The sequence below is a fragment of the Sessilibacter corallicola genome (assembly GCF_021290925.1).
Taxonomy (GTDB): Bacteria; Pseudomonadota; Gammaproteobacteria; order Pseudomonadales; family Cellvibrionaceae; genus Sessilibacter; species Sessilibacter corallicola.
In genome coordinates this window covers 157584-179128 of record NZ_JAJSLX010000005.1, presented here as the reverse complement: position 1 = coordinate 179128, position 21545 = coordinate 157584, and the positions used below count along the sequence as shown (strand labels likewise).

Annotated in this window: 13 protein-coding genes; 5 read left to right on the top strand and 8 right to left on the bottom strand. The window is 42.2% G+C overall.

Features of this window, described 5'->3' with window-relative positions:
- Nucleotides 1-8: 8 nt before the first annotated feature.
- The gene (locus tag LU361_RS19290; RefSeq protein WP_233090802.1) at nucleotides 9-623 is read right to left on the bottom strand and encodes a response regulator; all 615 of its coding nucleotides are present in this window, start codon (nucleotides 621-623) and stop codon (nucleotides 9-11) included.
- A 583-nt stretch (nucleotides 624-1206) separates the two neighbouring features.
- On the opposite strand from LU361_RS19290, the gene LU361_RS19285 reads away from it, so the two are divergent.
- The gene (locus LU361_RS19285) at nucleotides 1207-2307 is read left to right on the top strand and encodes a DcaP family trimeric outer membrane transporter (protein ID WP_233090801.1); all 1101 of its coding nucleotides are present in this window, start codon (nucleotides 1207-1209) and stop codon (nucleotides 2305-2307) included.
- A gap of 57 nt (nucleotides 2308-2364) precedes the next feature.
- Here the strand turns inward: LU361_RS19285 and LU361_RS19280 are convergent, their stop codons facing one another.
- The 5 genes from LU361_RS19280 to LU361_RS19260 form a co-directional block, all read right to left on the bottom strand.
- Entirely contained in the window at nucleotides 2365-2598 is a 234-nt protein-coding gene (locus LU361_RS19280) for a DUF1737 domain-containing protein (protein ID WP_233090800.1), read from the bottom strand.
- 360 nt (nucleotides 2599-2958) lie between these two features.
- A complete protein-coding gene (locus LU361_RS19275; protein WP_233090799.1) occupies nucleotides 2959-5697 on the bottom strand; it encodes an FG-GAP repeat domain-containing protein in 2739 nt (912 codons plus the stop codon).
- A 1166-nt stretch (nucleotides 5698-6863) separates the two neighbouring features.
- Entirely contained in the window at nucleotides 6864-7436 is a 573-nt protein-coding gene (locus LU361_RS19270; RefSeq protein WP_233090798.1) for a hypothetical protein, read from the bottom strand.
- Nucleotides 7436-12559, bottom strand: coding sequence for an RHS repeat-associated core domain-containing protein (locus LU361_RS19265; protein WP_233090797.1), 5124 nt, complete (start codon nucleotides 12557-12559; stop codon nucleotides 7436-7438). The genes LU361_RS19270 and LU361_RS19265 overlap by 1 nt, the downstream gene beginning before the upstream one ends.
- Nucleotides 12560-12971: 412 nt before the next feature.
- Nucleotides 12972-13949, bottom strand: a complete 978-nt coding sequence (locus LU361_RS19260) for a hypothetical protein (RefSeq protein ID WP_233090796.1) — start codon at nucleotides 13947-13949, stop codon at nucleotides 12972-12974.
- Between the two features lie 104 nt (nucleotides 13950-14053).
- Here LU361_RS19260 and LU361_RS19255 point away from each other — a divergent pair, with 104 nt between their 5' ends.
- From LU361_RS19255 to LU361_RS19240, 4 genes are all read left to right on the top strand, one after another.
- The gene (locus LU361_RS19255) at nucleotides 14054-15331 is read left to right on the top strand and encodes a radical SAM protein (protein ID WP_233090795.1); all 1278 of its coding nucleotides are present in this window, start codon (nucleotides 14054-14056) and stop codon (nucleotides 15329-15331) included.
- Complete coding sequence (locus LU361_RS19250) at nucleotides 15331-16137, top strand: DUF547 domain-containing protein (RefSeq protein ID WP_233090794.1); 807 nt, start codon at nucleotides 15331-15333, stop codon at nucleotides 16135-16137. Before LU361_RS19255 ends, LU361_RS19250 begins: the two co-directional genes overlap by 1 nt.
- A gap of 500 nt (nucleotides 16138-16637) precedes the next feature.
- Complete coding sequence (locus LU361_RS19245) at nucleotides 16638-17987, top strand: polysaccharide lyase family 7 protein (protein WP_233090793.1); 1350 nt, start codon at nucleotides 16638-16640, stop codon at nucleotides 17985-17987.
- A 109-nt stretch (nucleotides 17988-18096) separates the two neighbouring features.
- Nucleotides 18097-19104 (top strand): hypothetical protein, encoded by a 1008-nt coding sequence (locus LU361_RS19240; RefSeq protein ID WP_233090792.1) that lies wholly within the window; start codon nucleotides 18097-18099, stop codon nucleotides 19102-19104.
- A 129-nt stretch (nucleotides 19105-19233) separates the two neighbouring features.
- Here the strand turns inward: LU361_RS19240 and LU361_RS19235 are convergent, their stop codons facing one another.
- Together LU361_RS19235 and parE are read right to left on the bottom strand one after the other, a co-directional pair.
- A complete protein-coding gene (locus tag LU361_RS19235; protein WP_233090791.1) occupies nucleotides 19234-19626 on the bottom strand; it encodes a hypothetical protein in 393 nt (130 codons plus the stop codon).
- On the bottom strand, nucleotides 19627-21510 hold the full coding sequence (gene parE, locus LU361_RS19230) for a DNA topoisomerase IV subunit B (RefSeq protein WP_233090790.1): 1884 nt from the start codon (nucleotides 21508-21510) through the stop codon (nucleotides 19627-19629).
- Between the last annotated feature and the right edge of the window lie 35 nt (nucleotides 21511-21545).

The following is a 21545-nucleotide window of genomic DNA, read 5'->3' as shown; positions in this document are numbered from 1 at the left end:
AAATAAGATTAATCGGGAATATCCAATTGTTGAACCAACAGTGCCGCTTGGGTGCGATTATAAATATCCAATTTTCGGAAAATATCGCTAATGTGAGATTTGACAGTAGTCTCTTTGATATCGAGCGTGTAGCCGATTTGTTTGTTGAGCGCGCCATCGGCAATCAACTGCAAGACCCGCAACTGTTGTGGCGTGAGTGAAGCCAATTTACGAGCCATTTCACTATCGCCGGTATCGGCGTGATCAGGAAAGCTTAAATTACCATCAAGCACCGTTTTTAGGGCGTTAACCAACGCGTCGATTTTGCTCGATTTGGGGATAAATCCCAGCGCGCCCGACTGTTGCACGGTGTGGATGATGTGGGTGTCTTCACTGGCGCTGACAACAGCAACAGCCACCTGAGGGAATTCAGCACGAATTTGCATCAGGCCAAATAAACCGCCTTGGTCTGGCATTTTAAGGTCGAGCAAGAGGAGATCGGGATTTAAACGTCCCACCGCGTCGAAGGTTTCTTCGAACGTTTCGCATTCTGTCACAAAGTGAGGAACATTCGTTTCCGCCAGTGCTTCTGTGAGCGCGCGCCGAAACAACGGATGATCATCAGCAATAATTATTTGGTACATAGCCAAACCTGTTCTTATTATTTTCTGCTGTTTTGCAAAGTTTACCGGTTGCGTCAGTCACACCACAACGGTTTTCTTGAAATACCTCATCCTACTTAAGTAGGGCAAGGACAAAAAACACCACGAAAATATCTACTTGTTTAATGTATGTCACAGTTTTTATTCAATTTTTAGGAAATCAATAAAACCGCATTCTTAGATCTTGTTCACAACTTCTAACGCTTTTTTCAGCAAAGAATTTACGTAGGCCTTTGTTATAGGATCTAGGGTCTAGGATCCAGATTCTAGGATCTATCAACACCCTACCATTTTACGATACAAAAAAACCAGCTTTAATAAAACTACCAATAAATAATTAAAATTACTTTTTATATAAAACTATACAAACCTAAAAAATATTTTTTTATTATCTAATTTTCCAACAATAACTTTTTCCATCACCTACCATCTTACGGTAGTCCCACCCATTTTGCAGATATACATTAATCCTCGCCCGGAAAAACCCACTTCCAAAAAATAATTACGAAATAATTCGACGCACAACGAATTTGACTCTCTAACTCACAGCAGCGGGGAATAACCCATGGTCAATAATAATAAACCGACCGTACTATCGAAATTAGTCGCCTCATTAATAATTACCGGATGCGTTTCAAGTGCTCATGCAGAGATCGAGACACGCAATGAATTTAGCGGCTACATTAAACTGGACGCTATTTTCAGCCAGGAAAATGACGGCGCGGGAGCATTGCGAGAACAGGCACTGTTAACCCTAAATGAAAACGAGCTGGAAGACGAAGAAGGTGATTTAACGTTTTCAGCTTTCGAATCAAGAATAAAATTTTCACACATTCGAACAGGCACACCGGTTGGGGATTTTTCCGCAGTCGTTGAAGGTGATTTTTATTCTGGTGCCAACCAAAATATTTTTAATTTACGTCACGCCTATTTTACCCACGAAAATCTTTTACTGGGACAAACCTGGTCGACCTTTATGGATTTAGGGGCGCTAGCGGAAACCGCAGATTTTGGTGGCCCAGCGGCACGTATTTTTGTTAGGCAACCACAAGTTCGCTATAAAATTCCGTTTGGCTCAAGCTCACTCGAACTCGCTGCGGAAGAACCGTTAAACTCACCCGATCCAATTCTCCCAGATTTAGTGGCTAGATATACTGTGAAGGGTGACTTTGGTCATTTAACCCTGGGCGCACTTTATCAACACATTAATAACGAAGAAGAAGAGTCCGATGTGGATGATACCGCCAATGCATTTGCTGGACGAATTTCGGGTCGTTTAAACTTTTGGGGAGACAACCTAAAATTTGCGGTTATTTCTGGAACGGGTTTAGGTCGTTACTTAAACTTTAATGACCAAACGTCGTTTGGTATTGTTGACAATGACATTGAGCTTTCGGAACAAACCGGCTTTAAGCTTGCGTATCAACACGTTTATACATCAACACTGCGCTCAACCATTCGTTACGCACAAACCACCAACGATTTAGACGGTGAAGATACCGGTGACTTTACGTCATTCCACGTAAACTTGATTTACAATCCTTATAAGCCATTAAAATTTGGGGCGGAAATTATTTTAGCGGAGAAAGAAGCCACAGAAGCAAACGGCTTTGAAGAAGATTTAGAATTAAAACGTTTCCAATTATTTGGTAAGTATAATTTTTAATATTAATGGTTAATTAAGAAGAAATCTCGTGGCACACACCACGAGATTTATTGACTGTTAGTCTTTTACCATTGCTTGGTATTGTTGGATAACAGTGTACTTACTATCACCTTGACTATCTTCACGCAACATTACGGTAGACACGCCGCCCTGAGGCCTCCAACCGTCGGCGATGTACTGATTTACCTTAGCTTCAAGATCTTCGTCTGCTCCTTGAGGGCGACCGTAGTAATCACTGGTATCTTGATCAATGCTGAAAGATATTTTAGACACAAGAATTTCGTATTGCATATCAACTCTCCAAAGTTAAATGTTTTTATTGTGATATTTTTTTGCCAAAAATAAATTCATGGCACTTGAAAACGGAAGAGAGAATAAAATCAGAAAATTGGTTTGTAAATGCAACCAATGAATACGTATTCATGATTAGACAAGTTTTTTACAATCGCAAAAATAACATTCAATTACTGGCGAAGACTTCTAGCAATTCTATATTGATCATTTTTTGTTTTTATACAACAAAGAAATAGAACTGCTGAAACTATGCAATTAAATAAAAAATAAATATCAATAAAATAATAGCGGGCATTAAGCCATTAAAGCTTGATACCCACTATTACACTGTTGTTTATAACTCAGAATTAATAATAGTTATTCGACAGACGTCGAAAATGATCTAAGTCCACCTAAGTAAACTCTGATACCCGAATCATTTGGAGCAACAATGTCTGGAAACCCGTCGAGGTTATAATCAAAGACTGAAATTTCCTCTGCATCGAAAGGCATATCGGAATTGGCCGTGATAGAGATTCCTCGGTAATTACCCTCATTGTTATGAGCAATTCCAGCTCTAAATCTTCCTGATGAAAGAATATCTATTTCACCGTCCAAATCGAAGTCAGCGACATCAACCAAATCAAGCCTTAAATCCGAAAAGGGGTTTTCATCAAAAGGCGCCTCGTCGAAATCCCCGGATTCAGTCGCATTAAACGTATTAATTTGATTATTACTCAACAACACAATGTCTTCTAATGAATCACTGTTTTGATCAAAAACCAATACATCTTGCACTGATCTTAACCGACTTGCCATAGAACTCAGTAATTCAAAACCATCGCCAGTATTTTCCCAAACATGAGTGATCACCGGTGTTGCCCCAAATCCCGTTAACGCAAGAACAACATCATCAATTCCGTCATCATTGACATCATTAACAGCTACAGTTGTTACATCGGCATTGTTATCCAACGCGTTATTGTTATTTTCAAGAACGTCAAATGAATTCAGATTGCGAACAATCGGGGGGGCTGAAAACCCATTTGCTTCCCATACCAAGAGCTGAGGCTCTACGTCAGGTACGTTCGGCTGAAACTCACGTCGACCTTCCAATAAAACCCAATATTCATTTTCAGGATCACTGTCTAAATTACCGGAACCCGACGCAACAACTGCGCTGAACTGAGATGACAAAGAATCCACAATAGACAACGAAGAGAATTCACCAAAATTACCGTTCTCGTCTTGCAGAGAAAAACGGATTTCGTAATCGGAATTAAACTGTGGTTCGTTAATCGGCAATAGTGTAACCAAGTCTGGTCTGCCATCGCCATTAACATCTTCAATTGTTAACTGTTCTGTTCCAGCGTCTAATTGCTGATGTAAAGCGTAAGAACCATCGCCTTGTGATAAATAAACAAAAACTTCTTCTAAAGCTTGGTTACGATCAGTTGTTGCAATACCTGCAAAGTCTTCGAATCCATCGTTATTAATATCTGCACTTACGACCGATTTCAGAGCACCGTCTAACTCGATGTCGGCAAAAAAATCTTGCACAACGCCGCCAGAAGTAAACGAGATATCAGTACTCTGCGATAAACCTACCCCACTGGCGCGAATTTCGTGAGTGCCTTCAAATAAAGGGTCTGAGCCAAATTGATTCTCTTCTCCACCAGGATCAGTTGGCAGACTCGCTGTACTTCCAAAACCGGGAGTTCGAAGGTTCCAGTTCAAATCAATAAAGGTAGCGGACGGATTAATAGCACTTGCTGCGCTGATATCGTATTGATACTGATTACCGTCAAACGTTTCCACCACTTCTAAACCTGGATTCAACTCACCTAAGTTTAATCCAAAATTGAAGTTAGATCCAAAACTGGAAAATAACACATTATCGACTTCAAATTTTACGCCTACCTTAGAGGAATTTTCTCCATCGCTTACCACAACAGAATAAACATATTCACCGAGGACATCAGGCTCAAAAATAAAAAAGGGTTGGTTGATGGGTTCAAACGATAATTCACTTCCAGGAGGACTAACCTCTAATTTCCATTGATGGCTGAGCAACGGAGAGTCATCATCGTGGCTGTATAAGCTTGAAACTAAGTAAGGAGCATCTGCAATTGGTAACACCGCAGACGTTCCCGGATTAGCAATTGGCACTCCGGTTCCAACTGATTCGACATCATCAAGCTCTTCGCCATTATTAATATTGGCCCAAGTTTGACGAATAGAACTCTCAAATTGTTGATCGTTATTGGTATCGAAAACTAAAGAGACAAAATTTGTATTTTGAGCCACAAGTTTTACGGCACTTTCTTCACCTTCAATAGTGAGTACACCGTTACCTTCTGCGGTAAATTCCGTGGTTTCAGGGTCAATGGTTGGATTAACCAATGGATTTTCTGTACTGAATGTGACGCTCCCTGCAATTGAAGAAACCACCGAGCCTTGCAGATCAGCGACTGCATCCTGACTGTTAGTACTGTCGTAGCTGATGACCGTATCAGTTATGGTAAGAACTTCACCCGAAAGATTATCTGCAGCGGTAATATTCATTGTAATTTCCGACCCTTGAATATCAGACGTGCTAAGCTCGCCATCAAAGGTTATGTCGGCATCATCAGTGATAACTTGGAAATTCTCGAAAGCCAACAACCCTTCAATAGGACTGAATTCATTGTTGGTGCTGATAGAAAAATCCGCTTCCAGAAATTCTTGACGCTGAATACCATCAACTCTTAACGCATCCGTTAAAGCGAAATTATCGTAGTCTACTTCTAAAATACCATTTTGAATGGACACCGTAGCAACGCCACCAGCAGGACCATCCACAGATTGATCAGTTAATGGATCGGAAAACCAAAATTCTTCCAAAACATCGACAAAGAAAAACGGTTGCGTGGACAACGAAATTGCCTCAGCGGTGTTGCCCAGAGATATTTCAATTAAATCACTCGATTCAGATACAGGACCGCCATCAGGCGTTACTTCTCGACCGGAATTAGATCCGCCACCATCTCCACCACCTCCACCACCGCAACCAGTTAATGCAGCAATCACCAAAGTCGAAGCAAATGACAAATAAACTTTTTTATTAAAATTCAACATGAATAGCATCTCAAAGCAGGAATTATTTTTGATTTAAAATCATCAGACCTGTCATTTGAACATGTATTATTTTATCCGTCAGTAGACTCAACAAAATGAGATTTAAAAAGATGATTATTACAAACAAATTAATTATTGTTGTTAATACTAAAGTGAGTTTTTATTGATAAGAAATTGTAGTCTTGGAAATATAGATAAGAAACTTTCTCACGACAACCACTTCAATTGAACTAGTTAGAAGAAAAGAAAAACTTAAGGCAAAAAATTAAATTATAGAAAGAACTAACCACCTATAATGTACAGACTATTAATGTATATAAAAGGGACAAAAAATAACTAAAATAATTTAATTCCTGTAAATTAACAGACTCCAAAATTCGTCGATATTTTTGTTAAACAGAGGACTCAAATACATTTAGCTGAAACATCAAAACTAAACCCTGAGACCATAGACCATCAATTCTAGGAATGTGTTGAATTTACCTCTCAACATTAAACTTAACCTTACAATCAATACAAATAACAATTTGTCTACAACATAAATCAAAAACACCATTCACATTCTAACTAATTATTGCGACCTATCTTCAATAACTTCTGTACTTATATGAACATCCACCTGTAGAAGAATTACTAATTATGGGAATCTTATTGTTGGAAACCATCTAGAAACCATATCAACATCGTCATTTATCAATTGTCTTTGCTACTCTCAAGATGATTACAAATAATAACATAGTAATCTATTGGTCAAAGCGACAATTCAACCATTCACTCGAAGGACTTCTATAAGTTTAAACATTAACCTAACACATATTAGTGTCAAAACTTTTCTTTACATGGCGACATCTTGCTAGAACGTCATCTCTCTTGTTTACGAAGTTTTCGCTCACCGAGATAGAATATTTTTAACATCTATGATTTGTCTTCCTTAACTGTACAGAATTCAAAGAAACACTTTAATAACTCAGGCATTTTAATACGGCATAATTATAATTAAACAACACCTTTAAATTTAATAAATTGAAGATAAGCATCCCCCGTCAACTATGAGTCAATTTTATGATTCATATCTCTCTTCATATACACAAGCTATGATAAATGCATTAATAAAGTATACTGCACCAAATTAAACAATCTGTTACTTTATAAATACTATCTTGATCCTAAGAAACATAGATATACTCTTGAACAAAATCAGATAAAACCTCCCCCTCAGTAACGCAAACAATCCGGCTAGATCCTGATCTTATTGACAAATGACAACCTAACACCAATTTTTTGGAAACATTAGTAAAACCTATCTTTATACCGATATTATTGGGAAATCCCTTATATCCCGGCGCCAATGGCGTACCTTTAATAATCTCTATAGAATTAATTGTACAATTACAAAAAGAACTCAAATTCGCATCCCCTAACTCGCCCTCAACAAAGACTTTCATTGAGTTTGATTCAGAAAGGTATGTATTTACTTCTTCTTTGCTCGTCTCAAAAACAGTAATTGAATGTTCAGAACTAATTCTAGGCACAACAGCAAGTGCTGTATCATCGGCAAACTCTATAAGTAATATTCCTTTTCGACGCCAAAAAAGTTCTTTATTGGGATCCTTTGAACCCATGCTCTTAGGATGGATGAACCTCACCAAAGTTCTAATTATTTTACCTTTTACACCAGCCAATAACCTCATGTTATCTTGAGGCCACTTCCTTCTTTCGATGAAATTGACAGTATTCATTACAAGCCTTTGACTAAATCCATTAACGAATCAATTCTCTCTCTAGTATCAAAATAATCTGCTGTTATATCCGTTTTAACTTCAAGAGGGTCATTCAAAACAAATGTGCCATCTGGCGCTATCAGGAACTGTATATCCACGACCTCTCTCTCAGATAAAAATAACTTATCTCGTATATCTTTAAGAGACGCAATTGAATCTTCTTTATTACTCCTTATAGCTAATAATATCTCGTTTGACTTATCGGATTCGTATATTTCATGATGGTCGAAATCATACCAAGAGAAATCTCGATCACTTCCTAACATCTTCTCCATTATAATAGCGGGCTTACCATCATATCTGTAGCCTGATTTAAATTGAACCACATCCACACCTAAGTCACTGTTTAATGATGTAAGCATACCCATTTCTAAGTCTAACTGTTCAATTGCTCCTCCTATATCTTTAGGTATAGCCAATACTAAATCATTCCCCAAATTGTATACATTTTTGAAAGCCGAGTTCTCTGATATCATATCCCCTACAGCTGACCTCGATATATCTTCAGAAAAGCTATTGGTTAAGTTCTCGAAATCAGATTTTGCCAATCTATTTTTAGCGTTGGGAACTAAATCAGTAGAGTGTTTATTATCTTTTTTCTTAAAAAAAGATAATACCCTTTTTAGCAGATTTTTTTCTTCTTTACAGCTTTGCCCAAACGGATCAACCCACCCAACCGGATTCGGCGCATACTGATAATTATTCAATCCACCCAATAATCCAATCGGATCTTGTTGGGTAAATTGTCCGGTATTGGGATTGTAGTATCTGTGTCGGTTGTAGTGTAAACCGGTTTCTTGGTCGAAGTATTGGCCTTGGAATCTTAGGTTGTTTTCTACGTCATCAACGTCTTTTAGCGCTAAATTACCGTAGGTTTTGTATCTGGCGCTCCAAACAATGTCGCCACAATTGTTGGTAAGTTCTTGGGGTGTACCTAGGTGATCTAAGTGGTAATGGTAGATTTCGTTGTTTTGAATTTGAGCGAGTGGCTTGAAGGTATTTGGCTCAAAGACGTAGATTTTTGCGGTTGCTTGTTCTTGTGTTTCTGTTTTTAGGTGTTGGGTTTCACTCAGTAATACATCGCCATCCCACAGAAATTCGGTTTCTTGTTCTGTGCTTGTCTTTTTGGTTCTGCGGCCTAAAGCATCGTATTGATACTGGGTTTTGGTACCGCAGTTATCCACTTCAACCAGTTGATTTTGGGCGTTGTAGGTATAGCTTGTTATGAGCTTGCCGTTTTTGCCTCTCGCTTCTTTGATAAGGTTGCCGCGCTGATCGTAGGTGAAGTGGCGGTCACCTTGGAAGGCCAAACGATTGCCTTGGGCTTGTTTTTCTTCGCGGGCTTTGTCGAGTGAAAAAACGTTGCTGTGTTCGTCGAAGCGCTGCGATTTTTCTGAACTCGCTGAGCTATCCGCAGCTTGATGATCAGCTTTGGGCTGTTCGCTTTGCTGGATTAAGTTGTTCGCCGGATCGAAATCGAATTGTTCGTTTACAAACCCTTCGACCTCTTTTAAGCGATCGATGGCGTCGTAAAAATAGCGAGTACTGCCTTTGTTGAGGTCGTCGATGCCTTCAAGATTACCGGAACTGGTGTAGTGGTAATGGCGTTGGATAACCGCGTGTTTTTGGCTTTGGCTCAGCACACGGTGCTCGGCCAAACGACCCATAGCGTCGTAATCGTATTCGCTTGTCAGCTGGCCTTGTTGACGTTCGGCAATCAAACCCAGTGGGTTATGTTTCAGTTCGGTAATGATCTGTTCATTGCCGGTGCTGTCTTTAAAGCACGCGGCTTGTAATTGACCAATGGCGTTGAAGGCGTAGTTGAGCGCTTCACCAGAAGGCAATTGGGTTTGGGTACGTAAACCTTGGCTGTTGTATTGATGGCGAAGGGTTTCGTTGCCTTGCTGCTCTTCAATCAATCGACCCAGTGCATCGTAGTGAAAGCGGAGTGTTTGGCTTTGATTATTCGCTTCGGTTAATCGGCCTGCGTTGTCGTAGGCGAAAGTGCTGATGTCGCCGTCAGGGCTGTGTTTTTCAGTGAGCCTTCCGAGTAGATCGCGACTGAAGGTGGTGGTGACTTGCTGGGCTTCATGAGCATTGCTGGGACTGCCGTCGATATGGGCAACGAGGAAACCAGCTTTGTCGTATTGGTAGCGCTGTTCGCGGCCGTCAAATCCGATCTCACGCACGAGGCGTTCATTGCGATCGTATTCCAGCGTGTAGCGTTCACCGTTTTCGTTGATTAATCCTGTGAGGTTGCGTTCTTTGTCGTACTCGTAATGAATGGCCAAGCCATTGGGTAAGACTTTTTTGGTGACTTGCGCTAAACCTTCGTAAAAATACTCGGTGGTTCGGCCACTGATGTCGGTATAGCGCACCAATTGATCGTTTGCGTTGTAGGCAAAACGGGTCACGCCACCGGTAGGATCAATGGCTAAAGTCACGTTGCCACGGCTGTCGTAACGGTATTGATGGGTGCCGACCGGGGTGGTCACGGCCGTGATGTTACCGAGATCATCGTATTGATACTGCGTGGTTTGGCCGTCGGGTTTGATCTCTTCAATGAGTTGACCGCGCTCATCCCAATTCAGCATTTGGCTGATGGAGTAACCGTCACGTCCTACTCGGGTAATTTGTGTGGGCAAGCCTTGCGCGTTGTACTGATAGTCAACGGTGTTGCCTTCGGGGTCAGTTTGGCGTTTGAGCTGACCAGACTCGGTGTATTCCCGCTGCCATTGATTGCCGAGTGCGTCGGTAATTTGGCTGAGTTGTTGTTCGTCGTTGTAGGCGAAGTTTTGGGTTTGATTGAGGGCGTTGGCAATTTGAATTAAATCGCCGTCGACGTTGTATCGGTATTGCGTTGCATCGCCATTGGGGTTGCGCGTACTAAGCAGACGGCCGTAGTCGTCGTAGCTATTGAGGGTTTCACCGCCTTCGGCATCGGTTTCGCGGATGATCTGACCGCGATCGTTGTATTGGTAGCTCAGTACGCCGCCGTTACTGTCGATGGCTTTCGAGCGCTTGTTGGCATCGTCCCATTCAAAGCGGTAGTCGTACTGATTTTTATCGCCCCACTGACGAATACATTTTGCCTCAGGTGTGAACTTGTCCCACTCAAAATAAAAACTGAATCCGGTTTTTAGCGTGCGCTTGGTGACAATGTGGTTGGTGTATTCGAAGGTTTCTCGGTGACCATTAGCATCGGTAATGGCGATAAGATCACCGTGCTCGTCGTAACCGTATTTAACTAAGGTGTGGCTGTTTGCGGTGGCGGTTTCTGAGTTGGAATCCTTGTGCTCTGACACCAACTCAATTGCCGAGATAAACCCCTGGCCGTTGTAGGTAAAGTCTAAGCGCTGACCCCAACTGGAGGAAATGTTCTCTAAACGGCGACGAAGGTCATTGTCGTAATTAAACGACAGCGCGTTACCGGCGTTATCCACCCAGTGGGTGATTTTTTTGCGCGCGCCATAGCCTTGGAAGAATTTATCCGGCGCGCCTTTTTGCTGGAGAACAAAGCCGTCATTGGCAGCAGTTAAGCGTAACCCTTCTGCTTTGTTCACCGTGGTTTCGCCGAGTTTAGGCTCGGGAATAAGAATGTAACGGCCTTCTAGGGTGGTGAACCGAACCTGACCGTCATCAAGAATAAATAAGTTTTCACACGCAGGATGTCCCCAGCCAAAACCCAATGTGCGATTGCGTGGGTTGGTGGTTCGATAGGTGCGCTTCCAGGCCAGAGGTAATGGGCCTTTGAAAACAAAGTCTTGCTGTTCGAGCAATTCCTCACCTGTGACCATGCTGATCGGCTCACCATTGGTACAAGTGTGGCTGTTTGCGGGAGAACATTGATTGGTATCGGTGGTTCCGCCTTGGCCGTCTTCCGCTTGGTTTTTTCCTGGATTATCATCACCGCTGTGACTGCCCTGGCCGGTGGCTTTTTCGGGAGTTTTAGCTTCAACGGATTCGTTGGTGGTTAAATCGGACAGATCACCTTTGTTGGATTTTCCGTTGTTTTCTTCGAGGATTTGCTTGCGACGTTTCAGAACTTTGGCGTATTCCATCACCAAGTCGCCCACTTTGGAGAAGTGTTTCATGTGGCGCGCTTTACCAGCCATTGACGCCACCGCACCCGCACCACCGGTAAACACGGCTAAAATGACGGTTAAAATAATTTCAAAAACACCGCCGCCGGCAAATTCGGCGATCTCAGTGCTGTGTTGTGCGGCCGCGTAGTCTTTGGTGAATCGATAAAAAATATTGCGTACGCTATCGTCGCTATACACCAATTCCGCCACATCAAACGCGGTATATAACTGATCCATCGTGATGGTTGAGGGATCAAAACCCAAAACATCAACGAGCTCTTTTTTAGCGCCGGTTAGAAATTCTTTGTGCGACTCGGCCCACACATCTTTAGACAACTCACCGGCTTCAATGGCGTGACTCGCGGTAAGGTAAGCTTGACGAATAGGGCTGGTATAGAAAGCGACTTCGCCAACATCTTTTACCCAAACCGCCAAGCCCCATGCGGCTTCGCCTAAACCTTCACCTGCGGCTTTGCCGTGCGCCCACACTTTTCCAAGGCGAGTACGCTTTTGATATTCCGCATCAATTTGCGCGGCTTCGAGTTTTTCTTGGTTAATAATTTCTTGTAACGCTTGACGGATTTTTACTTTTAAATTGCCGCCGAGCTCTTCGTTTTCGTAATTACTCAGCGGTGCAGGATCAACAACAATACGCTTACTGATAAAAGCCAAAAACAGTGGCTTGTTGATACCATCGCCAAATTGGTAACGCGCTGCGTATAAATTAACATCTTCGTTTTGAGCAATGGGTGAACTCGGCTGGCGAGAAACGCCATTACCTTGGGGAAATGCTTTTTGTTCTTCGAAAGGATCAATAGGACGCCCCAAGCCAAAAAAATGCTGGTAAATGGCTTGAAGAGTTTTTGCATCGAAAGAATGCAGTAATCGATTTGCCTCAGCGGCGCTGGGTCCACCGGAGGTTGGTGTAGATGTGCCGAATCCTGGTCTGAGCAGGTAGCGCTCGCCATCTTTACCTTTTACGTGCAGGTCAAACATGCTGTCCTTAGTCTCTTGTGCGGGCCTAACTCCGAACTACCAATGAAGAGGTATGTTAAGCCATATTTTGATCAAAAAGGGGTCGAAGAATATTACCCAATCGATAAATAACTTAAGTCTTAATTAAGAATCCTGAAACCCATTCAGGCTACCTAGTTTAAACGAACTCGTGTTAAAGAGTGTAAAACGCACAGTCAGTGTCCCAGGTTCTAGAACTCTTTCACAGTATTTTTAGACATAAATTACAACTTTTATGAACAATAAGCCTTATAAAATATTTCCATAGTCAGATTAACTATAAAACACATTTTTCTAATCTTAATCAAATAGCTTTCCCGAGCAACAAATCTGAAAAAACCAATATTATTCTGCGTTCTTTATAAAAGCCTTTGATTAACGACTAACTTGTTAACTATTGCCCTAGCGGATGTTGAAAATGCAAACGCTGGTCACAAGTTTTTGATGTGATGGAACTCGTTAATTCTAATCGACCAATACGTTGCCACTGTGCTTGCTTCTTGTTGGATATTTCACCTGCAGCTACGTCAATATGCCAAACCAATTTTCCCTCTGGATATTGGTTTACACGCAGTTCATTTCGAAAATCATCCTGGTCCATTTTTGGTATGTGTTTATCAATACTTAATCGAACCCAAGTTGGGGAATAAACAGTCTCAAGAGCGTTTCCATTACGACTATTAATATTGGCTAACGCATCCACTGGCCGATAGGCAATTTCTGAATCATCGCCACTTAATTCACGATCGGCTTTGGCAAAATCACGCTGCAAACGAAGCATGGTGCCCCATTTATTCATAGGCGGTAACGCGCCCAATGCTGGAGCGTTATCCATCGATAGATCAAGAACGTGTTGAGTTTTTACGCCTCCCAAAGAATTCATGACAAAAAGGTTCGCCGTTTTACCTGGGAAATCTGGATTGGGGTGTGGAAACAATTTGACGGCCATACCAAACGCACGCTTGTGTTTTTGCAATGTGCCACCTAAAGCAACTGATGCGCGAGCAATCACAGGCACACGAGTTCCCTCTTCGAATAATCCAGTATATTCGGAGTCACTCTCGATCAACCAATGCCCAGCAAAGCAAATTCCGTTGGGTTGAAAAACCTTTTGGCCGAGTGGGAAATCGAACAAATCCACCGTTGACGTCAAGCTTCTTCTCGCGGCACGCAACACATGATTGTCTGGATGATCGCCCGATTTTCCGAACAACTTTTTGGTCACCTTGTATTTGGGTAAGGCATCGTAAGGGTCAGAAAAAACAGCACTTTGAATATCGTTGAAGCTATTTTTGATTGATTGATCAATTTGTTCAGATGCGTCATTGGCGAAGGTCACTGTGCCCACGGTGCTTGATGCGAATATTGTCACTAAATGTAAACATCGCGCGAACTTAAAATGTTTAAAAAACCGCATATTTTCCAACTCCCTAATGTGCATAATCAGATGATACCCGTGAGCCAAGGTTCCCAAATATGCAGCGAGCAGACATACTCAAAAACACGCTCAGTCGTATGCAACACATTGATGCACCGAACCAAATTTTGGGGCGCAGCCAAACCATTGGCTGCGTCGCCGTAGAAATTACCCAGCGTTGTAATTTAGATTGCTCGTTGTGTTATTTATCTGATCATTCTCAATCGGTAAAAGACATTCCCATTGCCGAAGTGTATCGCCGTTTAGATCAAGTGGTCGAACACTACGGCACCGGCGTTAACGTGCAAATTACCGGTGGTGATCCCACACTGCGCAAGCATAAAGAGCTGATAAAAATTGTGGCTTATGCTGCAAGTATTGGCCTCTATCCTGCCCTATTCACGAACGGTATTGCTGCAACACGGCCGTTGCTCGAAAAACTAGCCAATGCCGGATTAAAAGACATTGCCTTCCATGTGGACTCCACACAAAAACGCAAAGGCTTCGATACCGAAAAACAATTGAATGAAATTCGCGCCGAATACATTGAACGAGCCCGCGGCTTGGGCTTGATGGTAATTTTTAACACCACCATTCATACCGATAATTTTCATGAACTACCCGAAATTTTAACGTTTTTTCGCGACAATGCTGATGTCATCGGGCTGGCCTCGTTTAACTTACAAGCCGATACCGGTCGTGGCGAATGGGGCAGTCGAGAAGAAATCATTAGCCACGAGACCGTCAAACGAACCATCGAAAAGGTCGCCGGAAAAAACTTACCCTGGGATGCTGTACGCGTTGGCCACAGCGAATGCCACAGTTATTTACCCACTCTTGTTGCCAACAAAAACATCTTTCCAGTAGTGGAAGATAAAAAATTAGTGGGCGAATTTCTTCGGGATTTTTCTGAGCTTACTACCGGAAAATTTAAAAACCGCCGCGAGCTTGTAAAAAGTGCATTAAAAGCCGTTTTGAAGAAGCCCGATTGGTGGGTACGCGCCTTACAGTACGCGATCTATCAATCAAACAATTTAGGCAAGCACTTATTTATTGCCAAAGGCGATGTCCAAAAGCTCACGTTTTTTATTCAAAATTTTATGGACGCCGACGGTCTCAATCAAGACCGAGTACACGCCTGTTCATTTATGGTGATGACTGCCGACGGCCCGGTTTCAATGTGTGAACATAACGCCAATCGCGATGATTACATTTTAAAACCCTTGACTGTACAGAACGAAAAAGGCCAAACCGAATTTTACGAACCCTTACCTGCAAAAAAAGCACGCAGTAAATGTTCAAGCACACAACTTTTAGACACAGTAGAGATTGACTAATGAATATTGATATTACAAATATTCCGCGAAAAATAATCATGTGGTTACTATGCCTGGACTTTGGGCTAAGCAGTGCGTTTGCCGTTGCGCAATCAGAAACTGAAAATGCCGCCCAACAATACCAACAAGCCATGCAAAGTTGGGCTAACGTGCTTTCCACTTATGTAGACGAAAAAGGACGGATTAATTTTTACGGTATTAAAGAGAACCCACAAGAATTAAGAAGCGTTGTTGATGCGATTGAAATTTATGGGCCAGATTCACACCCAGAGGATTTTAAAGATGCGGACGTATTAATGGCGTACCACATTAATACATACAATGCGCTGGCCATGCAAGGCGTTATCGATCGAGATATCCCCAAAGGCTTTACCAGCACCATAAAGCGGGCTTCGTTTTTCCTATTGCGAAAAGTGACCATTGCCGGCAAAAAAACCAATTTGTATCACTATGAAAATAAAGTTATTCGCCCGCTAGATGAACCTAGATCTCACTTTGCTTTAAATTGCATGGTGAAGGATTGTCCTCGCCTACCACAAAAACCGTTTACTGCAGAAAACCTTGATGCCGAACTCGATGTGGCCGCAAAAGAGTTTTTCAGCAAACCCGTGCACTTTAATATCGATCACGATAAAAAACGAATCAATGTTTCTTCCATTTTAAAATTCTACACCGAAGACTTTGTAGAATCTGGCAAGAAAAAAGATTTGCCGAATTACATCAATCAGTATTTATCCGAGAAATTACCAGAAGATTATAAAGTGTCTTATATTAAATACGATTGGCGAATCAACCAACAACCTTAATTGATATCTTAATCAGTACACAGAGCCGTAAAAACTTCTTTTACGACTCTGTGTAATCTCATCTGCTAGCATTTAATTCCCTTCCACCAGCAATCCAATACGATTCATAAAACCACTAACCACAACCGACACGCTGGTGTTGCGTCGTTATTTTCCCTCTGCTTTTAACTGCACCCTCGACAAACCAAAATTGGTCAGACCAAAAAAATAAATCATAGAATAATAACTAGGATAGAGATCTTTAAATAGACTCAACTTTATTTATAAAGGTTACAAAACCAAAGGCTACAATCGGTATAACTTGCATTTTGAGCCATTTAAGACTCAAAGAAATGACCGAATAGAACAAAACTAAATATAAGAGAACACTCATACGCATAATTGTTATACCAATTAAATTTACTTTGTAAAAACAATTGGTAATAATTTGTGCCGCTAAATTGAAGACCTTAGCTCACATCCACACACCTCACTTTATTAAAATTCATGAGAAGATGATTATGGTAAAAGTTACATGGTTATTATCGACAGTGGGATTTATTGGCCTATTTTCCAGTTCCGTTATTTCTGCGAATACCGTTGTAATCGAAAAAAACGAAACCAATTTTTCAATCGATGGCGGTAACGGTGTCGCAAACAATAGACAGATCGTGCTACAAAGTTCGAATGCATCTAACGTAAATCAACAGTGGAACATCTTGGATGTCGATGGCCGCTTCATTCAATTACAAAAAATGAACAGCAACCATTGCTTGGATGGCGGTGACGGTGGCGCTCGGCGCCAACCCGTTGTTTTACAACCTTGTAACGCCAACAATAGAAACCAACACTGGGAAAGAATTGCATTAACTAATGGCACAACACGTATAAAAAAACGTGGGGTTAGTTTTTCAATTGACGGAAACAACGGCGCTTCGAATGGCCAATTAATCTATTTGTGGAATTCGCAAAACAGTAATGTCAATCAGCAGTGGTTAATTCGAGGAACTGGTGCTGACAATCAATTTGGCCTAGATCCCAATAAAGAACCCTGGGAAAATTTCGATTTATCCGATTGGGTCATTGATACTCCAGCCTTCGCCAGCGACGGTGAATCCGAACGTTTTGGCGAATTACGTTGGGACGAAATTTCTGCCGAATCACGAGCATTTTTCTTTACTCACACAGACGGTGGAATGCGTTTTGTTACGCGGTTGGACGGCGCAAAAACGAGTACAAATACCTCTTTTGTTCGCTCAGAGTTACGCGAAATGCTGCGCGCAGGAAACACCAATATTTCAACTACAGGGGTCAACGGCAATAACTGGCGATTAGGTTATCAACCTGGAAACGCAAGCAATTGGGGTGGTACTAATGGCGTTCTCTCCGCAACATTACGCGTGAATAAAGTTACTACCAGCGGTTTTGGCGTGCACGTAGGGAGAACAATCATCGGTCAAATTCATGCCGACAACGATGAACCCGCACGGTTGTATTATCGTAAAAATCCGGGCGACGACCGCGGTTGTATTTATGTTTCCCATGAAGTCAGAGATGGCGATGACATTGATTTTAATATTATTGGTAATGAGGATTGCAACAATCCATCCAATGGAATTGCTTTAGATGAATTATTCTCTTATCAAATTATTAATGAAGGCGCTGAAATTGAAATAATTATTCGTCGTGGCGACCGTGACGGAGCAATTATTGGTAGCACGAGCTTCAATATGAATCAATTAAACAGCGGTTACGATCGTTCTGACGAATGGATGTATTTTAAAGCGGGCGCGTACACGCAAAATAATCGTGGTAACGACAGTGACGGCGACATCATTACCTTCTACCGTTTAACTAATATTCACGATTAATATCCAGCAACTAGCACGTAATACTCAATAAAGAAGCATCAGCCAAGAAGGTGCAAAACCCACCTTCTTGGTAACCTTGTTAAAAGACATAATCCGCAGCGAGGTTATCATGAAAATAAAATTAATCATTCTCAGCCTTGTGATTGCTGGACTGCTTATAACGAGATACGCATTTTTTCTATCTGAAAAAAACGCATTGACACAACCAACGGTAACCACATCTCTCGATAAGTCGGTAATACCATTTACTCATTACACTTCCCAGAAAATTATTCATAACAACGTTTTGGATTCATCGTCAACATTTACGTCCATCAAAGATAACTCCAGAATCAACAGCCAATGCTCGCAATTTTGCGGTAGAGATCTTATTAACAGTTTAACGGTGGGCTACGAACTAACGGACGACGAAGTACAAAAAATACAGAGTAAGCCCGAGTTATTTACTGAACAACTCATACAACATCCTGAAATCCTCGAACAGCTTCTCTCAAGTTTTTTTGAAGACGAAAGCACTGATCACAACATAAAAAAGCAAGGTGTTGCTCATGCAATTTTTTCATCGTTGTCGAGCCAAGATAGAATTGCACTCGCCAATCAATTTGCCGCCAGTGAGTTTGACGCAGAACGAAAAATCGCATTAAAACTTTTGAGATCCGAAATTGGGAACAGCGAATCTAACTTGCATGGATTTTTTTCGATTCTAGAAAATGAAAGCAATCCAAGAATTTTAATGCAAGCGCTTAATATGAGTGAATCCATCACTGGGTTGGAAAACAAAAAGCAAGCTATTAACGCACTCAGCCGTAGAATTGAAACCAACTACTCCAATTACCTAACAGGTCAAGCCATTATTGCAATGGCCAAGCTAGATTCATCGGATTTAAAAGCAGTTAACGATCACATTTTAAGTGGAATTGAAAACTATTCAAACGAGATAAGATCATCTGCCCTTGAGGCATTCACTATTTTTATGGATCGTGAGATCAATCACTTTGAGACAGGGCACCATAATAAGCTTTATTTTTTGGCTGCTATCGAAGCTATCATACATGACCCTTCTGCGCCACCGGATATTAAACATCAAGCACAGAAAACCTTAGATAGACTGTTGTAGTTACCACAAATATAGCTACCACAAATATAGCTACCACAAACCAACGTGAAAGCTCGCAAAATTTCACCGGGGTAGAAATAAAAAACTCCGAACAAGTCGGAGTTTTCTAATGCGAAATCATAGCCTTATTTATCGAGCAAATCGAATCGTCAACGCGGCGACAACACCCCAAACCCAATTAAAAAATACAACGAATAAAGGGGTATACAACCCAAGCTCTAATCCAGCTATACCTTTATCAGCTTTATATGGGAAGACAACAAACAACTGAATTATCGTAGGAAATAAACTCAGAATAGTGCCTTTAATAATCGGCTTGGTTTGCAACATGGGCAGAATAAACAGCAATCCCCAAATACCACCCCATACGATTCTGGGATAAAGCCAAGCCGGACTTAGCGACGGCGCAATCGAAACACCCAAACCGGTAGTAATACCGTATTTGCCAAATAGCCAAACGGCTAAGCTGTTGGCTAGTGCGCCCAGGCAACCGGCGGCAAAGAAAACAAGGAGTTTTTTCATTTAAACCTCAGCCAAATCGCCTTTCGATTCCAACCATACTTTGCGATCACTCGCGCGTTTTTTCGCGAGTAACATATCCATGGTGCCGAAGGTTAATTCGCTGTCGTCGATGGTGAGTTTTACCAACCGGCGAGTATCGGGAGCCATGGTGGTTTCGCGCAACTGCATGGGGTTCATTTCACCCAAACCTTTAAAGCGTTGCACGTTGGGTTTGCCTTTTTTCTTCTCGGCTTTAAGACGTTCTAAGATGCCATTTTTTTCTTGATCATCTAGGGCGTAAAAAACTTCTTGGCCAACATCAATTCGATACAGCGGTGGCATAGCAATGTAAATATTTCCGGCTTCAACCAGCGGTTTAAAATGACGAACAAACAGCGCACACAATAATGTCGCGATGTGCAATCCATCGGAATCCGCATCGGCAAGAACACAAATTTTGCTATAACGTAAACCTTCGAGATTATCGCTGCCGGGATCAACGCCCAGAGCGACAGAAATGTCATGCACTTCTTGTGAAGCGAGAATATCAGCGCTGTCGACTTCCCAAGTATTTAGGATTTTTCCACGCAACGGCATGATGGCCTGAAATTCACGATCACGTGCTTGCTTGGCGGAACCACCCGCAGAATCACCTTCCACCAAAAAGAGTTCACCGCGATCGGGATCATCACTGGAACAATCGGCTAATTTTCCGGGTAAGGCCGGGCCTTGGGTGATTTTTTTACGGGCGACTTTTTTGCTCGAACGAACCCGTCGCTGGGCGTTGGCGATACAGAATTCAGCGAGTTTTTCGCCGTCGTCGGTGTGCTGATTTAACCAAAGACTGAATGCATCTTTGGCAATACCGGAGACAAATGCGGCCGCCTCACGAGACGATAACCGCTCTTTGGTTTGACCCGAAAACTGTGGGTCGGCCATTTTTGAACTCAATACAAAACAGCAATTGGTCCAGATATCTTCTGGTGTCAGTTTTACACCGCGCGGCAATAAATTGCGGAATTCACAGAATTCACGCAAGGCTTCCAAAAGGCCGGTTCGCAAACCGTTTACGTGAGTACCACCTTGTGCGGTAGGAATCAGGTTTACGTAACTCTCCTGAGTTAATTCGCCACCTTCAACCAACCATTGTACTGCCCAATCGGCACCTTCGGTTTCGCCAGCAAAAGAACCGACGAAAGGTGTTTCGGGTACGCTTGGCCAACCTTGCGTGGCGGCCAATAAATAATCTTTTAATCCGTCTTCAAAGTACCATTCATCCACTTCATCGGCTTGCTCGTTGCGAAATACAACTTTTAACCCTGGACAAAGCACCGCTTTTGCACGCAGTACATGACGCATGCGGGTGACCGATATTTTGTGGGTATCGAAGTATTTCGGATCCGGTAAAAAACGAACACTGGTGCCGGTAGTCTTTTTGGCACATGTGCCGATGACTTCTAGATCACTGGCTTTGTCACCGCCCATAAAACCGATGCGATGAACCTCGCCACCGCGCTTAATGGTCACTTCCAAAATCTTCGACAACGCGTTAACCACACTAACGCCGACCCCGTGCAAACCGCCGGAGAACTGGTAGTTCTTGTTGGAGAACTTACCGCCTGCATGCAAGGTCGAGAGAATCACTTCAACACCGGGCTTGCCTTGCTCTGGGTGAATATCCACTGGCATACCGCGGCCGTTATCGGCAATGGTCATTGAGTGGTCTTTGTGAAGAACCACGGTGATTTCGTTTGCGTGTCCGGCAAGCGCTTCATCGACGGAGTTATCAATAACTTCTTGAGCAAGATGGTTGGGACGAGAGGTTTCGGTGTACATCCCCGGGCGTTTACGAACCGGGTCTAATCCCGTGAGGACTTCAATATCTTGGGCAGTATATTTCGACATGAATGAATACGATCGGTGTTAGTAATAGTAATCTG

What these genes read in the sequence shown, in the direction of transcription:
- LU361_RS19290 (WP_233090802.1), bottom strand. Translation starts at nt 623, where the DNA reads ATGTACCAAATAATTATTGCTGATGATCATCCGTTGTTTCGGCGCGCG.
- LU361_RS19285 (WP_233090801.1), top strand. Translation starts at nt 1,207, where the DNA reads ATGGTCAATAATAATAAACCGACCGTACTATCGAAATTAGTCGCCTCA.
- LU361_RS19280 (WP_233090800.1), bottom strand. Translation starts at nt 2,598, where the DNA reads ATGCAATACGAAATTCTTGTGTCTAAAATATCTTTCAGCATTGATCAA.
- LU361_RS19275 (WP_233090799.1), bottom strand. Translation starts at nt 5,697, where the DNA reads ATGTTGAATTTTAATAAAAAAGTTTATTTGTCATTTGCTTCGACTTTG.
- LU361_RS19270 (WP_233090798.1), bottom strand. Translation starts at nt 7,436, where the DNA reads ATGAATACTGTCAATTTCATCGAAAGAAGGAAGTGGCCTCAAGATAAC.
- LU361_RS19265 (WP_233090797.1), bottom strand. Translation starts at nt 12,559, where the DNA reads ATGTTTGACCTGCACGTAAAAGGTAAAGATGGCGAGCGCTACCTGCTC.
- LU361_RS19255 (WP_233090795.1), top strand. Translation starts at nt 14,054, where the DNA reads ATGCAGCGAGCAGACATACTCAAAAACACGCTCAGTCGTATGCAACAC.
- LU361_RS19250 (WP_233090794.1), top strand. Translation starts at nt 15,331, where the DNA reads ATGAATATTGATATTACAAATATTCCGCGAAAAATAATCATGTGGTTA.
- LU361_RS19245 (WP_233090793.1), top strand. Translation starts at nt 16,638, where the DNA reads ATGGTAAAAGTTACATGGTTATTATCGACAGTGGGATTTATTGGCCTA.
- LU361_RS19240 (WP_233090792.1), top strand. Translation starts at nt 18,097, where the DNA reads ATGAAAATAAAATTAATCATTCTCAGCCTTGTGATTGCTGGACTGCTT.
- LU361_RS19235 (WP_233090791.1), bottom strand. Translation starts at nt 19,626, where the DNA reads ATGAAAAAACTCCTTGTTTTCTTTGCCGCCGGTTGCCTGGGCGCACTA.
- parE (WP_233090790.1), bottom strand. Translation starts at nt 21,510, where the DNA reads ATGTCGAAATATACTGCCCAAGATATTGAAGTCCTCACGGGATTAGAC.